The organism is Kitasatospora sp. NPDC034533, assembly GCF_055575155.1.
Genome location: NZ_JBVITE010000001.1, coordinates 304,306 through 316,745 on the forward strand (window position 1 = coordinate 304,306; position 12,440 = coordinate 316,745).

Below are 12,440 nucleotides of genomic sequence, written 5' to 3' on the forward strand. Positions count from 1 at the left end.
TGGCCCTCCTCGCCCTCCTCGCCCTCGCGATCGCCACCGTGGCCCTCGGCGTCATCGCCATCCTCAAGATGCGGCGGCCTGACGGCGGAGACTGAACACGCGAAGGCCCTCGCCCACCCAGGGCGAGGGCCTCGCGAGCGCCCGCGCACCGCTGACATCTCCGCCAGCGCCAACTGGGAGGCCCCGCTGACTGATGCGCCGGCTACGTCGCGCCGTAGGGATCCGCGGCTGCAAGGTCGGCGGCTACCATGAGTGCATGGTTGATCACGAGACGGCGTTCCGGTCCCTTGACGGCACTGCGCTCTACGGGACGATCGGCAGTTCGACAGCACCCATTGAGGCACTCGCGGTCCTGGTCCACGGTTCGGGCGTCACCCGTGAAGAAGGCGGATTCTTCACCCGCCTCGCTGCTCGGCTCGCCGAGGCCGGGATCACCAGCCTGCGTTTCGATCTTCGCGCGCACGGGGAGAGCGCCGGCCGCGAAGCGGACCTCACCATCGCGTCCGTCGCCAACGACATTCGTGCTGCCGGTGATCATCTGCGAGCGCACACAGGCACCGCCGGGGCCGTCCATGTCATCGCGGCTTCCTTCTCCGGCGGCGCGGCGGCCCTGCACGCTGCCCACCGGCCCGAGGACGTCAACCGCCTGGTGCTCCTGAACCCACGTCTGGACTACCGCGAGCGCTACGTCACCAGTCGCCCAGGCTGGAGCGACGACTACCTGTCTCCTGCCGCCGCGACGCTCCTCGACCGCCAGGGCTACACCGAGAAGTCGCCGTTCCAGTTGAACCGAGCGCTGCTGAACGAAGTCTTCTACCTCGACACCCCCGCGATCCTCGCAGCCGTCCACGCCCCCGTGCTGATGGTCCACGGCACCAAGGACACGTTCGTCCCGATCGAGTCCACGTACCGCCATCGGCCGATGTTCGGCGGTCCGACGGAACTCCTCGAACTCGACGGCGCGCAGCACGGGTTCGCAGTCCATGACGACCCTGGCTATCTCGATCCGCAGTCGCAGGCGTGGCAGCGACAGGTGATCGACCGGGTGCGGGAGTTCCTGGCTGCCTAGCCGGCGGTGAAGACCAGGATCCGTTCCTGGAAGTCCCGGACCGCCGGTCGCCGGGACCAGCGACGCAGCGTATCGGCGGTGCGGCTCAGCTCGGCGAGGGCCTGGCCGAAGCGAGCGCCAGCGGCGAGACCAAGGGCTTCGAGAGCGACAGTGGCGGCTTCGTCAGGTTCGCCTGCCTCGGAGAGGGTGCCGGCCAATTGGGCGGTGAAGAACGCGCGGTCGCGTGGGGTGAAGGTCCCGTCGGCCAGGTGTCGTTGGAAGAGTACGACGGCGCGCTTGGGCTGGTGGGCTTCGCGGTAGCAGATCGCACTTTGAACCATGAGCCGGTCGGCGGTGTAGCTCTCGCCGAGCGGTCCGGTGCAGCTGGGTGGCGCCTGGACCGGGTCTGCCTGGTCGAGGGTGGCGCGGGCGAGGTCGAGAACGCGGGTGACTTGGCCGCTGTTGGCGCCGGTCATGGCAAGGGCGCGGGCTTCCTGCTGGTACGCCTCCGCGCGGGGCCGTGGTGGGAGCGTCCAGGGGCCGTTGGTGGCGGCGCGGGCGAGGTCGAGCATCCGGGCGGCGTTTGAGCGGTCCGTGGCCTGGGCCTGCCTGAGCAGGATGTAGGCGTGCATCGCGCCGTCGCCGGTGAGGGTCGCCCATTCCTTCGCCTGCGCGTGCCAGTAGGCGATGGTGTGGGCGGGCGCTCCGGCATCGCGGTAGAGCCAGGCTACGAGTTCCGAGGCGCGGGCGCCGACGTTGAGGAGCTGGTGGCGTACGGCCGGGTCGGCTTCGCGGGCTCTGGAGTCGATCGCGGTGATCAGACCGAGAGCGGCCGGCAGGGCGGTGTGAGGGCCAGCCAGGCCGTCGGCGCGGGCGGTTTCGTCAAGGGCGGTCCGCAGGTGTGCGACGAGCTGGTCGTCGTTGTAGCGGCGCGCGTCGCGGCTTGCAGCGATGAGGTGATCCAGGGCGGCGAGGTCGAGGACCGGTGCTGCGGCGGCGAGCCCGCCTCTAAGGAAGATGCGGCGAAGCGCGTTCGTCTCCGCACCTTGGTTCTGTTCGGTCCCGGACGCTCGCCGGCCTGCCGGGTGAGGTGGGCGGACGAACCCGAGGTCTTCCAGGGGCACGCTGAACATCGCGTCCAGGACTCGCCGAGCGTCCCGGTTGGGCCAGGTGGGCTGTCCTGACTCCCAGCGTCGGACCTGACGCACCGAGATCCTGGCTTTTTCGCCGAGCGACTCCGCTTTGGTGTCGTATGCATCCGCGAAGTCCTGTTGCGTGTGCCATCCCCGTTCGACACGTGCTGCTACGAAGCGCGTGTTCCCGTGTGCTGGTTCGGACATGGGCGCTCCCACGACATCCACGGCAGTCACTTTCCCCGGTCGGGGTGAGAGGCCACAACCACGTTGATGTGTCCGGTGAAGTGTCCTGCGGTACGGCCTCGTCACTCAATGCTGCCAGGGGTTGACTGAATGCATGCCACCTCCGGGGAGGCTGCTCCATCCATCCAGTGAAGGGAGATCGCAATGTCCGTGATCGCCAGCGACACCGAGAACACCGAGGCGGCCGAGTCCGTGACGCTCGACGAGAGCGCCACGAACACCATCCGGGGCAATGTCCGGGCGTTCCTGGGCGAGGACAACACCTCGATGATGGGCGGCTGGACCAACTGACAGCCGGCCTGAGCACCTGAAGTAGTCGTGCGCCCGGCCCCACCTCAACTGGGGCCGGGCGTGCGGTTCCAAGCATCCCAGTGAAGGAGCGAGCGTCCATGCGATTCCTCAACATCCACCACGCCCGTGAGACGATCGGCCGACTCGTCAGCGCGGTCAACGGGCAGCCCCCGCCGACCGTCGCCGCCCTCCCGGCCGCATACCGGAGCGTCGTCTCCGCCCTCCGCCCCCTGCCGGTCGAGGGCGAGGGCATCACGCTCTCCTTCAAGGACAGCGAGTGGGGCAGCTACCTGATCGAGAACAGGACCTTCGAGAACATCTTCGAGGGCTTGGAGGACACCCCGGTCGACCTGAGGGAGCGGTGGGAGCGTGACTTCTCCGTGGCCCTTCTGCACACCAGGGACCTCGTCCCCGACCTGGGGGCGCTCGTGGACCTGGTGGTCACCGACGTCGTGATGTTCAGCTCGACCAACAAGGGCGGCGGCACCGGTTCGACGCTTCCTGGCTTGGTGAGCATGAGCCCCGGCGACGAGTGGCGGCCCCACGACTACGCCGAGTCTCTGGTACATGAGACCGTGCACCTGAACGTCTTCCTGGCGGACATGGTGTACCGCCTCTACACGCGGCCGGCCAAGGAGCTGGCGGCCGGCGAGCACCGGGTCGTCTCTGCGGTGAAGTTCGGGCAGATGCGTCCGTTGGACAAGGCCTTCCACAGCGCGGTGGTGGCCCCGCCCCTCATGCTCATGCAGCATCTGAGGGGCGAGACGGAGTTGGTGGGCAAATTCCGTCACTCGATCCGCGAGTGTACGGACGGCCTGCTGGACAAGCTGGACCTGTTCACGCCGTACGGCCAGGGGATGGTGCGCGAACTCGCGGACTTCGCCGAGACGATCGACTTCGATCTCGTCACCCGGTCGATCTCGGGCCGGGAGTTCGCGCACTACGACCTGCCTGCCGCAGCCTAGGCTTCGAATACGATGCCGGCCTCCCTGGCGAGGCTCAGGGCCAGCTCCATGGACCCCGGGCCTCGCACGGTGACACCCTTGAGGTGCGCGGCACCGCTGAGGTCGATCAATGTGCAGTTGTCGAAGCTGACACCGGACTGAATGACCACGTTGGCGAACTGGGCCCCCGTCAGATCGCACTTCTCGAATCGGACATCGCGGAGTTCGGCGAACTGAAAGTCAGCCTGGGAGAGATTGCACTCCCTGAAGGCCACCGTTTTGAACTTCGCGTAGCGGAACAGCGTGCTGTCTGTCCGAGTGCCCTCGAAGAGGACGTCGCGGAAACTGCCGTTGCTCCAGGACGAACCGGTAAGTCGGCATCCGGTCACCGTACTTCGGAGGACGGACACGTCCTGTGTCCGGACCGTGGCGAAATCGCAGGTATCGAAGGCGACGTGAGCGAGCACCGACCGGACCAGGTGCATCCCGGTGAACCGGACGTTCTCGAAGGCGCATTGCTCGACTTCGATCGCTTCACCCGCTCGGCCGGTAAGACTCAGCCCGCTGTATTTCCTGCCTTTGATGGTGGCGTCGTCCTCGAAGTCGTGGTCGGGCAACTCCGCAGGTCGCAAGGCCACCTGAAAGCGCGGGGTCATGGGGTTCTTCTGGCGAGGCATGGCCTGAGTCATAACGGGCACCTCACAGTAGCCGCTGGAGTGGACGAAAGAACGCTAGCATTCAACTGCCATATCCAGAAAGGCAGTTGAAAATACACAGGTCTTGAAAGCCGGTAGCTACTCGGCCGATCCTGCGCAAGGTCACCGTGCTGAAATGGGCGAGCACGGAGACGGCAAGGGCGGCGAGTCCGGGGACAAGAAGCAGTCCCCGAAGGAGTCGGACGGCCAGTGGACCAAGCCCGTCACCAACCCGCCGAAGAAGAAGCGAGCCCGAACTGATGGACCAGTACGCGCAGTTGCTCGCAGGCCTCACCGAGGCCGGCGCGCTGGGCGAGGAGTGGCGGGGCGCGTTCGAGCGCGTCCTTGCGGATCGCCTTCGGGAGATGTGCAAGGACGCCGGGTTGGACGGCAAGCAGCTTGCGGCGCTGTGCGGTTGGCATCCGTCCAAGGTGTCTCGGATCTCCACCGGCAAGACGTCGCCGTCCGCTGACGATGTGCGCGCGTGGTGCCGTGCGTGCGGGAGGGAAGACCAGACGGCGGATCTGGTCTCCTCTCTGCAAGCCGTGGAAGGCATGTGGGTGGAATGGCGCCGCATGGAGCGTGCGGGGCTTCGGAGGGCGCAGGAAGCCGTTCTGCCTCTGTTCGAGCGAACGCACTGGTTCCGGGCCTACTCGTCGTGGCTCGTTCCGGGACTCCTCCAGACGCACGGATACACCGAAGGCGTGTTGCGTGCCGTCCAGCTGAGGCGAGTCCCGGTCGATGACGTGGCCGCCGCCGTGGCCGTTCGGATGGAACGACAACGCGTGCTCCGCGAGGGGCAACGGCGTTTCGCGTTCCTGCTTGAGGAGTCCGTACTTCGCAACGGGCTTGGTGATGCCGACACTCAAGCCGAGCAGCTTGAGCGGCTGATCGCGGTGGGCGGTCTGCCGAATGTCAGTGTCGGGATCGTTCCTGCTCGGCTGCACCGCGCGCGGATGCCGGTGGAAGGGTTCTGGATCTTCGACACGGCTCAGGTGAACGTGGAGCTCGTCTCCGGGCATCTCACCCTGACGCAGCCCAGCGAAGTGGCCATGTACGCCGACACGTTCGCGACACTGGCGGACATGGCGGTCCATGGCTCGAAGGCTCGTGCGTTGATCACGGCTGCCATTGATGCGATCGGGTGAAATCGTGCAATCTCGTAGAATCGCGTGGATGCCAACTCCCCTGATTTCCTAGCGTGTTGCCATCGGTTCCAGCGAATCCGAGGGAGTGGCCGGCATAGCAGTCAGTACCAGCACGCGTAAGTCGAGGGCGAGCGGAGACTTTGCGGACGACCACGACGACGGATCTCCCGCGACGCTGCGGGAGATCGCGCTGCGCGAGCCCGCCAAGTCCGCCATGGGCCTCCCGCGCGGCCCGCTGAGCACGTCCGGTTCGTCTTCCCGGAGGAGTTCAGGGAGGCCCCGTTGATGCTGGAGGAGCGCGACCGGCGGGCGGATTTGCTCGCCAGGCTGCGCGGCCAACCACCGGTGGCGCTGACCGACAGCCGGTCCACTTGGGCCTCACAGACTCCCGTCCCGTCTGGGGAAGACGCGGGGCGGGCAGCACCACCCAACGGGCAACCGCCCATTGGGCCTGACCGGCACGGAGGTACTGACATGAGCAAACACGGCGGCGGCTCGGGCGACGGCAAGGGTGGCGGGCAGCAGGACGACAGCAACAAGGGCGCCGGGCACGGCGGCGGTGGGTCCGACGAGGGCGGCAACACCTCCGACGGCTCGTCCCCGGCGGGCGGCAAGTGACCGGCGAGACGCACCAGGAGGCGGGCCCTCAGGGGCTCGCCTCCGCGCTGGTGGCCGGCGGAGCCCTTTCCTCGGACTGGCTTGCTTCTTTCGAAGCCGTACCCCGTGAGTTGTTCGTCCCGGATCGCATCTGGCCGGGCATCGCGGACGGCACCCGCCAGAACCCCGTGGTGTACCGGTCGCAGGACCCCGAAGCGTGGCGGAGAGCGGTCTACTCGGACATCCCGCTGACCACGCAGTGGGACGACGGCGACCACGCGGGGGACGGGCTCGGGACAACGCCGACGTCCTCCAACTCCATGCCCACAATGGTGTTCTCGATGCTCCAGGACCTCGGCGTCCGCCCAGGCCACAGGGTGCTGGAGGTCGGAGCCGGCACGGGGTGGAACGCGGGCCTCCTCGCCCACCGCCTGGGCGGCCCCAACGTCGTGACCGTCGAGTTCGACCCGGACGTTGCCCGCGGCGCCCGGGCGAACCTGGCTCGGGCCGGACTCGCGCCGACCGTGGTCGAGGGCGACGGACGGCAGGGCTGGTCGGAGGGTGCTCCGTACGATCGGATCATCGCCACCTGCTCCCTGCTGGAGATTCCTTCGGCGTGGCTGGCGCAGACGGCCCCCGGCGGGATCATCGTCGCGCCCTTCGGCACCGAGTACGGCGGCGAGCAGATCGTCCGGCTGACCGTGAACGACGACGGGACCAGTGCGAGCGGCAGGTTCACCCGGAGTTCGGCGTTCATGCGACTGCGCCAGCAGCGCACCGACCGGCCGCCCTTCGAGGACTACCTGCGCGGCCGGGAGTGGCCCGCGGACGGGGTGAGAAGCACCACCGCGCTGGCCCCGCCGGACACCGGCGGCTGGTTCGAGCAGTTCCTCATCGGAGTGGCCGTCCCCGGGGCGTTCTGGCGGGCGGAGCGCTACGACGACGGCGCGTACACGCTGTGGCTCTACAGCCGGGACACCCGGTCGTGGGCGTCCGCCGACTACGAGCACAGTCGCACGGAATACGAGGTCTACCAGTCCGGCCCCCGGAACCTCTGGGACGAGGTGGAGGCCGCCTGGCACTGGTGGAACGACCGGGGCCGCCCCGGCTTCGCGAGATTCGGACTGACGGTCGGGCCCGAGGGCCACACCGTGTGGCTGGACAGCCCGGAGAACCCGGTGCCGCTCTGCGGTTGAGTCCTTTCGTCGCTTCGTCCCGTCGAGCCGGCTCGGTTCGACGGGGCGGAGGTGTTCCTGTTCCACGCCCAACGACCGCCACAGTAAGTCCAGTTGGTGACGGCCAGTGGACCAAGCCCGTTACCAACCAGCCGAAGAAGAAGTGAGCCCGAACTGATGGACCAGTACGCGCAGTTGCTCGCGGACCTCACCGAGGCCGGCGCGCTGGGCGAGGAGTGGCGGGGCGCGTTCGAGCGCGCCCCGCGCTCCGCCTTCGTTAGGGCCGGCCCCATGGATCTTGGCCGCGCGTTCCACAGCTTCTGGCTTGCGCGTACCCAACTCCAGCGGCGGCAGGTTGAGTTGGCATGCTCGACCGCCACGGAAGCCCTCGATCTCGCGGCAGTGATCGAGTCCCCCCGAGTGGGTGCCCACCTCCAGGAGTTCCGCCACCTGCTCAAGCCCTACCGGGCCAACGCCTCGGTAGCGATGCTGGTGGAACGGATCACCTGCGCGGCCGACTGATCACAGACCGGCCTCGTCCAGCAGCAGGTAAAGCACGCCCACGAGAGTGCCACTGCCGACGATCTCGCGACGGTCGATCATGCCGCGCAGCTCGGACAAGGGAATCCACTCGATCCGGTCAGACTCGTTGCGTTCGGTCGGCGGGCCCACGTGCTCGACGGCATCGGCCCGGAAGACGAAGTGTTCGGAGTCGGTGATCCCGTTCGCCGGCTGGGCGTAGATCAGCGGCTTCACCTCGCCGACCTTCCAGCCGGTCTCCTCCAGAGCCTCGCGGGCCGCGGCCGCCGCCGGGGTCTCGTCCGACTCGACCAGCCCCATGGGGAGTTCCCAGGCCCAGGTGTCCGTGATGAAGCGGTGCCGCCACATCATGAGCACCTGCTTCTCGCTGTTCACGACGGCGGCAACGGCCAAGTGCCGCAGCTTGACCACGTGGTACTCCCAGCGGTGCCCGTCGGGCTGCTCGACGTCAGCCAGCCACAGGTTCACCCAAGGGTTCTCGTAGATCGGACGTTTCCCCGTGGATCTTCCACTGCATGCTTGCGGCCCCTCTCGACGGATCTTCAGCATGTCAGCCCCGGAGCGCCGAAGGCGGGTTCCGGCAATTTGCGTCATTTTGACGGATAGTGGCCTCGCGGCTGTGGTGCTTCGGCTGAGGAGCCGCCGGAAGATCACCTGGCGCGATCGTCGCGGGTCGTCGAGTCCCCGGCCCGAGTGCGTGGCTGCGTCGCCCCGCTGATCCGTCGGGCATTCCACCGTCGTGCTTCGTCCCGTCGAGCCGGCTCGGCTCGACGGGACGAAGTGGTCAGGCCCGGCGCCGGGGTTCGGCGGGGCCGGGCCGTTCGCTCATGACAGGCCCAACGACCGCCGCAGGAAGTCCAGTTCGTGCCACAGCAGGTGCTCCACCACCGCCTCGTCCGTCGGCCGGTGGTCGGTGGCGCGCAGGGGGAGGACCTCGTGCGGGCGGCCGGCGGCGAGGAGTGCGCTGGACAGCCGCAGGGTGTGGGCCGGGTGGACGTTGTCGTCGGCGAGGCCCTGGATCAGCAGCAGCGGTCGGCTGAGCTTCGGGGCCTCGGCGATCAGCGAGCCGCTGTCGTAGTGCCCGGGGTGCTCGTCGGGGTGGCCGAGGAAGCGCTCCTGCCAGTGGGTGTCGTAGAGGCGCCAGTCGGTGGGCGCGGCCCCTGCCGAGGCGGCGTGGAAGACGTCCGGGCGCCTCAACACGGCGAGGGCGGCGAGGTAGCCGCCGTAGGACCAGCCGCGGATGGCGACCCGGCCGAGGTCGAGCAGCCCGGGCCGCAGCCGGGCGGCCTCCCGCAGGCCCTCGACCTGGTCCGCCAGCGGGAACGTGGCCTTGTCCCCGTAGACGGCCTTGTCCCAGCGCGGCCCGCGTCCGGGGGTGCCGCGGCCGTCCACCACGAGCACCGCGAAGCCCTGGTCGGCGAACCACTGGGAGACCTGGTCCCACCAGAGGCCGCCGGTGGTGGCCTTCTGCGTCGCGGGCCCGCCGTACGGGTCGAGCAGCACGGGCAGCGGGCCGGCCCCGGGGCGGTGGCCCGTCGGGAGGAAGAGGTTGGCGCGCAGTTCGCGCGGGCCGAGCCGGAGCGGTTCGGGCGCGGCGGTGTACGGCGGCGGCTCGGCGCGGGAGGGGAGCGGGAGCACCGGGCGGCCCTCGCGGTGGACGGTGGAGCGGCCGCCGGGGTGGCCGGGGGAGCGGGTGGTGAGCACCAGGGTGCCGCCGCGCCGCAGGCCGGTGCGCAGGCCCGGGCCGCTGCTCAGCCGTTGGAGGCCGGTGTCCGGCTCGTACGTCCAGAGGTGGGTCTCGGTGGGCTCCTCGGAGGCGGTGAACAGCACCTGTTCGCCCTCCGTCCCGAGCACCGCGCGCAGCTGGAGCCCGGCCGGGGTGACCTCCTTGCCGTCGACGGTCAGGTGCCGGGTGTCGCCGTCGTCGGCGGTGTCGACCAGGGCGCCGCTCGCGGTCCGGACCGGCAGGCCGGGGAGCAGTTCGACCCAGTGCTCGTCCTGCCGCTCGGCGAGCACCCGGGTGGTGCCGTCCGGGTCGATCGCCAGGGTGCGGACGGTGCGCTGGTCGCGACTCTGCACGGCGGCGTACGGGCCGTGGGCGTCCCAGCCGACGGCGGTGAGGTACTCGAAGGCGGCGCGGTCCCAGTGGACCTCGGTGGTGGTGCCGTCGAGGCCGAGCAGCCGGAGCGAGACCTCGGCGTTGGCGGTGCCGGCCAGCGGGTAGCGGATGGCGCGCGGCGGCAGGTGCGGGTCGGTCGGGTCGGCCAGGAAGAGCCGGGTGAGCGCGCGTTCGTCGACCCGGGCGACCAGCAGGGCGGTGCCGTCGGGGGACCACCAGTGGCCGCGGTCGCGGAACATCTCCTCGGCGGCGACGTACTCGGCGAGCCCGTAGCCGACGTCCTCGGCCTCGGGTTCGGCGAGCGGGCGGTCGTCGGTGCCGTCGGTGCCGACCACGCGCAGGGCGCCGCGGCTCACGTAGGCGATCGTGCGGCCGGTCGGGTCGAGCCGCGGGTCCCGCGGCGGGCCCGGGACGGGGACGGCGCGGACGGTGCCCCGGGCGGTGTCGGCCAGCCACAGGGCGCCGCCCAGGGCGAAGACGGCGAGCGAGCCGGTGGCGTCGGTGCTGTACCCGGCGATGCCCTCGGCAGCGCCCAGGGCGGCCGGGTCGGCGATCAGCCGTTCCCCGCCGGTGGCGGTGTCCAGGGCCCAGAGGCAGGTGAGCGGGTCGGTGCCGCCGCGGCCGCGCAGGAAGAGCACGGTGGCGCCGTCCGGCGAGGGCTCGGGCTGGACAGGGACGCCCAGGGTGAACCGTCGGGTGCGGGCCAGCCGGCGGGGTAACGAGTCGGTCGTCATGCCGGGCACGATAGGCACGGCCCGAGCGGGGTTGTCGAGAAAAACGCCCGGGGCCGCCGCGGATCCTGGAATCCACGGCGGCCCCGAGCGGGTGGGGCCGGGCGTCAGTGCACGGCGCCCATGAGGGACTGGACCTTCTTGCGGTAGGTGAAGACGGCGAACCCGGCGAGGGCCGCGAGCGAGGCCTCCATCGCGATGATCCCGGTGCCGTTGAGGCTGACGCCGGCCAGCGAGAGCAGGCTGGTGGTGCAGTCACCGGCGGTGACGGCGAGGAACCAGACGCCCATCATCTGGGAGGCGTACTTGCGCGGCGCCATCTTGGTGGTGACCGAGAGGCCGACCGGGGAGAGGCACAGCTCGCCGATGGTCTGGATCAGGTAGATCGAGACGAGCCACAGCGGGGAGACCAGGGTGCCGCCGTCCGCCATCGTCATCGGGATGATGAAGAGGAAGAACGAGACGCCGACCAGGAGCAGGCCGATCGAGAACTTCACGATGGTGTTCGGTTCCTTGTTCCGGCGGGCCAGCCACAGCCACAGCCAGGCGAAGACCGGCGCGAAGGCCATCACGAACAGCGGGTTCAGCGACTGGTACCAGGTGGCCGAGAAGCCGAAGCCGAACAGGTTGTCGGCGGTCTTCTTGTCCGCGAACAGGGAGAGCGTCGAGCCGCCCTGGTCGTAGATCATCCAGAAGATCGCGGCCGCGGCGAAGAACCAGATGTACGCGGACATCTTGGACTGCTCGTCGGAGGTCAGGTCCTTGTCGCGCTTGATCCGGGCCAGCACGGTGACCGGGATCAGCAGGCCGGCGAGGGTCAGCGGGACGAGGGCCCAGTTCAGGGTGTAGAAGCCCAGGCCGGCGACCGCGCCGTAGAAGGCGGCGACGGCCAGCAGGACCAGGCCGCCCTTGACCAGCAGGCGCTTGCGCTCCTCCGTCAGCAGCGGGTTGGGCACCTCGCTGCTCTGGGCGCTCAGGTGGCGGCTGCCCAGCAGGAACTGGGTCAGGCCGAACGCCATGCCGACCGCGGCCAGGCCGAAGCCCAGGTGCCAGTTGTACTCCTTGCCGATCGTCCCGATGACGAACGGGGCGACGAAGGCACCGAGGTTGATGCTCATGTAGAAGACGGTGAAGCCACCGTCGCGGCGCGGGTCGTCCGGGCCGTTGTAGAGCTGGCCGACCATCGTGGAGATGTTGGCCTTCAGCAGCCCGGAACCGAGCGCGACCAGGAGCAGGCCGACGAAGAACGCCGCCTGGCCCGGGACGGCCAGCGCGATGTGGCCGGACATGATCACGAACCCGGCGATGGCGACGGTCTTGCGGGCGCCCCAGACCCGGTCACCGAACCAACCGCCCGGGTAGGCCATGAGGTAGACCATCGAGACGTAGACGGAGTAGATCGCCGTCGCCGTCGTCGCCTTCATGGCGAGGCCACCGCCCTGGCTGCCGACGGCAGCGTCGGCGCCACCGGAGACCAGGTAGTAGATGAGCAGGGCGCGCATGCCGTAGTAGGAGAAGCGCTCCCACATCTCGGTCATGAACAGGGTGGCGAGCCCCCGGGGGTGCCCGAGGAAGGTCTTGCCGCTGGGATTGGCCGACGAGACGTCGGTGTCCAGGGTCTTAGACGCCATGAGTAGTGGTTCCTTGCCTGACAGCGTCCGCCCGGGGGTGTTGCGGCGGACGTGGACAGAACCACTCTACGTGGCGACATTTGGCTTTATCAGATGACAAAGGCCACGAATCAGGTGTGGGAATGGCTAAGTTGGCAACACA

Annotated in this window: 11 protein-coding genes and 1 pseudogene; 7 read left to right on the forward strand and 5 right to left on the reverse strand. The window is 69.2% G+C overall.

Annotated features, from left to right (window positions below; all coding sequences use genetic code 11):
* Positions 1–256 precede the first annotated feature (256 nt).
* Positions 257–1,069 carry an alpha/beta hydrolase gene (locus ACZ55U_RS01500; protein ID WP_465521189.1) on the forward strand — a complete coding sequence of 271 codons (813 nt, stop codon included), beginning with the start codon at positions 257–259 and terminating at the stop codon, positions 1,067–1,069.
* On the opposite strand, the gene ACZ55U_RS01505 is transcribed toward ACZ55U_RS01500, so the two are convergent.
* The gene (locus ACZ55U_RS01505) at positions 1,066–2,388 is read right to left on the reverse strand and encodes a helix-turn-helix domain-containing protein (protein ID WP_465521191.1); all 1,323 of its coding nucleotides are present in this window, start codon (positions 2,386–2,388) and stop codon (positions 1,066–1,068) included. The two genes, ACZ55U_RS01500 and ACZ55U_RS01505, sit on opposite strands and share 4 nt — an antisense overlap.
* A gap of 183 nt (positions 2,389–2,571) precedes the next feature.
* On the opposite strand from ACZ55U_RS01505, the gene ACZ55U_RS01510 reads away from it, so the two are divergent.
* Positions 2,572–2,718 carry a hypothetical protein gene (locus tag ACZ55U_RS01510; protein ID WP_465521193.1) on the forward strand — a complete coding sequence of 49 codons (147 nt, stop codon included), beginning with the start codon at positions 2,572–2,574 and terminating at the stop codon, positions 2,716–2,718.
* 98 nt (positions 2,719–2,816) lie between these two features.
* Positions 2,817–3,683 carry an aKG-HExxH-type peptide beta-hydroxylase gene (locus ACZ55U_RS01515; RefSeq protein WP_465521195.1) on the forward strand — a complete coding sequence of 289 codons (867 nt, stop codon included), beginning with the start codon at positions 2,817–2,819 and terminating at the stop codon, positions 3,681–3,683.
* Here ACZ55U_RS01515 and ACZ55U_RS01520 read toward each other — a convergent pair.
* Positions 3,680–4,339, reverse strand: a complete 660-nt coding sequence (locus tag ACZ55U_RS01520) for a pentapeptide repeat-containing protein (RefSeq protein WP_465521197.1) — start codon at positions 4,337–4,339, stop codon at positions 3,680–3,682. The two genes, ACZ55U_RS01515 and ACZ55U_RS01520, sit on opposite strands and share 4 nt — an antisense overlap.
* A gap of 278 nt (positions 4,340–4,617) precedes the next feature.
* On the opposite strand from ACZ55U_RS01520, the gene ACZ55U_RS01525 reads away from it, so the two are divergent.
* The 4 genes from ACZ55U_RS01525 (at position 4,618) to ACZ55U_RS01540 (ending at position 7,799) form a co-directional block, all read left to right on the forward strand.
* A complete protein-coding gene (locus tag ACZ55U_RS01525) occupies positions 4,618–5,505 on the forward strand; it encodes a helix-turn-helix domain-containing protein (RefSeq protein ID WP_465521199.1) in 888 nt (295 codons plus the stop codon).
* 474 nt (positions 5,506–5,979) lie between these two features.
* Positions 5,980–6,123 carry a hypothetical protein gene (locus ACZ55U_RS01530; RefSeq protein WP_380703748.1) on the forward strand — a complete coding sequence of 48 codons (144 nt, stop codon included), beginning with the start codon at positions 5,980–5,982 and terminating at the stop codon, positions 6,121–6,123.
* A complete protein-coding gene (locus ACZ55U_RS01535; RefSeq protein ID WP_465521201.1) occupies positions 6,120–7,298 on the forward strand; it encodes a methyltransferase domain-containing protein in 1,179 nt (392 codons plus the stop codon). Before ACZ55U_RS01530 ends, ACZ55U_RS01535 begins: the two co-directional genes overlap by 4 nt.
* Before the next feature lie 156 nt (positions 7,299–7,454).
* Positions 7,455–7,799 (forward strand): hypothetical protein, encoded by a 345-nt coding sequence (locus ACZ55U_RS01540; protein ID WP_465521203.1) that lies wholly within the window; start codon positions 7,455–7,457, stop codon positions 7,797–7,799.
* On the opposite strand, the pseudogene ACZ55U_RS01545 reads toward ACZ55U_RS01540, so the two are convergent.
* The 3 genes and pseudogenes from ACZ55U_RS01545 to ACZ55U_RS01555 all read right to left on the reverse strand — a co-directional run bounded on the left by ACZ55U_RS01545 (position 7,800) and on the right by ACZ55U_RS01555 (position 12,298).
* Positions 7,800–8,334, reverse strand: a pseudogene (locus ACZ55U_RS01545) (NUDIX domain-containing protein). It abuts the gene before it with no gap.
* Between the two features lie 308 nt (positions 8,335–8,642).
* The gene (locus ACZ55U_RS01550) at positions 8,643–10,670 is read right to left on the reverse strand and encodes a prolyl oligopeptidase family serine peptidase (protein ID WP_465521205.1); all 2,028 of its coding nucleotides are present in this window, start codon (positions 10,668–10,670) and stop codon (positions 8,643–8,645) included.
* 104 nt (positions 10,671–10,774) lie between these two features.
* Positions 10,775–12,298: a peptide MFS transporter gene (locus ACZ55U_RS01555; RefSeq protein ID WP_465521207.1), complete on the reverse strand. Its 1,524-nt coding sequence runs from the start codon at positions 12,296–12,298 to the stop codon at positions 10,775–10,777.
* Positions 12,299–12,440: the final 142 nt, after the last annotated feature.

Coding starts and splice junctions, on each gene's coding strand:
- ACZ55U_RS01500 (WP_465521189.1), top strand. CDS start 257: ATGGTTGATCACGAGACGGCGTTCCGGTCCCTTGACGGCACTGCGCTC.
- ACZ55U_RS01505 (WP_465521191.1), bottom strand. CDS start 2,388: ATGTCCGAACCAGCACACGGGAACACGCGCTTCGTAGCAGCACGTGTC.
- ACZ55U_RS01510 (WP_465521193.1), top strand. CDS start 2,572: ATGTCCGTGATCGCCAGCGACACCGAGAACACCGAGGCGGCCGAGTCC.
- ACZ55U_RS01515 (WP_465521195.1), top strand. CDS start 2,817: ATGCGATTCCTCAACATCCACCACGCCCGTGAGACGATCGGCCGACTC.
- ACZ55U_RS01520 (WP_465521197.1), bottom strand. CDS start 4,339: ATGCCTCGCCAGAAGAACCCCATGACCCCGCGCTTTCAGGTGGCCTTG.
- ACZ55U_RS01525 (WP_465521199.1), top strand. CDS start 4,618: ATGGACCAGTACGCGCAGTTGCTCGCAGGCCTCACCGAGGCCGGCGCG.
- ACZ55U_RS01530 (WP_380703748.1), top strand. CDS start 5,980: ATGAGCAAACACGGCGGCGGCTCGGGCGACGGCAAGGGTGGCGGGCAG.
- ACZ55U_RS01540 (WP_465521203.1), top strand. CDS start 7,455: ATGGACCAGTACGCGCAGTTGCTCGCGGACCTCACCGAGGCCGGCGCG.
- ACZ55U_RS01550 (WP_465521205.1), bottom strand. CDS start 10,670: ATGACGACCGACTCGTTACCCCGCCGGCTGGCCCGCACCCGACGGTTC.
- ACZ55U_RS01555 (WP_465521207.1), bottom strand. CDS start 12,298: ATGGCGTCTAAGACCCTGGACACCGACGTCTCGTCGGCCAATCCCAGC.